1 protein-coding gene is annotated in these 1,690 nt (G+C 74.9%); it reads right to left on the reverse strand.

Annotated elements, in window-relative coordinates:
* Positions 1-724 precede the first annotated feature (724 nt).
* Positions 725-1,690: M56 family metallopeptidase (locus tag BN12_RS21875; RefSeq protein WP_327152689.1), on the reverse strand; the 966-nt coding region annotated here is incomplete at its 5' end.

Consider the following 1,690-nt stretch of genomic DNA (forward strand, 5'->3'; position numbering starts at 1 on the left):
ACCCCGACGCGCTGCGGCTGAGCAACTCCCGCCCGACCATGTTGCCGGCTTGGCGGTTTGCCACCCGATCGGGGTCTGTGCACCATCGCCTCGCCAGCCACCGGGCAGCACCTCTGTTCCGTCGGTCCTATGGACAGGCAATAGGGGCGCTGTCTGTCGCCGGAGTGCGTCGGATGAGCGGGCTCGGAGCGTCTGTCGGTGGCCGCCGCGCCGATGTTCCTGTTCATCGGGCCGGCGGGGTCGCACTCGCGGGGTCAGGGGTGGTGCACAGGCCCCGATCGGGTGCCAGATCGCCACGGTGGGCGGGTGGGGGGCCGGTCCTGGGGCTGGCCGATGGGTTGACCGGGGGTCAGGCGTGGTGCACAGGCCCCGATCGGGTGCCATATGGCCACGGTGGGCGGGTGGGGCGACCCGGTCCTGGGGCTGGTCGATGGGTTGACCGGGGGTCAGGCATGGTGCACAGGCCCCGATCGGGTGCCAGATGGCCACGGTGGGCGGGTGAGGGGCTGGCCGATGGGTAGGGGTGGTGCACAGGCCCCGATCGGGTGCCAGATGGCCACGATGGGCGGGTGAGGGGCCGGTCCAGGGGCTGGCCGATGGGTTGACCGGGGGTCAGGGGTGGTGCACAGGCCCCGATCGGGTGCCAGATCGCCACGGTGGGCGGGTGGGGGCCACCGAGTGGTGACGGCCTCAGGGGTGGGCGAGCCTCAGGGGTGGGCGAGCCTCAGCGGTACACCAGCGCGAGGAGGAGGACGGGGAGCGCGAGGACGGAGGCGCCGAAGGCATACATGAGCGGGGACACCCAGACGGGAGCCGGACGAGTGAGGAGGGTGATCCGGGTGGCGGCCGCCGCGGGGCTGACCTGGAGCCCGAGCGCCACGTCGGGGACCCGAGCGCCGGCCACCGTGCCGAGGGCGCGCCCGACGGTGAGCGGTCCCACCTCGCGGGCCGCGCTCCGGTCGGCGAGCGCCTCGACGAGCAGGCGGATCTCGTCGAGGGCGGCCTCGGCGCGGAGGAAGGGCGGCACGGCGACGTGGAGCACGGTGAAGAACTCGACGACGAGGTCGTGGCGCCGGTGCAGGTGGGCGCGCTCGTGCGCGACGACGGCCGCAAGCTCGTCGGGTGGGAGCCGGTCGAGCGTCCCCCGGGTGAGGACGATCCGCTGGCGCAGGCCCGGCACGCAGTATGCGGTGGGCGTCGGGTGCTCGAGGAGCCGGGTCGAGGTGCCGAGGTCGTCCGCCCGGGTTCCGATGAGGTCGACGAGCTCGCGATGCTCGCGGCGCACCGCCCGCAGTCGGCGGCCGACGATGTGGCCGGACCGCAGGAGCTGGAGGAGCATCCCCCCGGAGACGGCGACGGCGAGGACGATGAGCCACGTCGGGCGGCCGCTCGGCTGGGCGTCGAGGACACCGACGACGGCGGGCGCCACGGCGAGCGCTGCGACGATGCCCGCGAGCGCCACGAGCTGCCAGACGAACAGGGCGGCTCGGGGCGCGCGCCGGAAGTAGCGCATCCGGGCCAGCAGCCGCGGCAGCGGCCACATGAGGGCCAGGGCGAGGACGCCGAGGGCGACCGGCACGAGAGGACGCATCAACGGGACGGAGCGGGTGGGTCGCGGGGCGCGGTCAACGACGGCGCGGTGGGCGCCGCAGCCCGGGCCGGCGCGGCCGGTCCGGGTCCTCGGCAGCCC

This window comes from Nostocoides japonicum T1-X7 (assembly GCF_001046855.1).
Lineage (GTDB): Bacteria > Actinomycetota > Actinomycetes > Actinomycetales > Dermatophilaceae > Nostocoides > Nostocoides japonicum.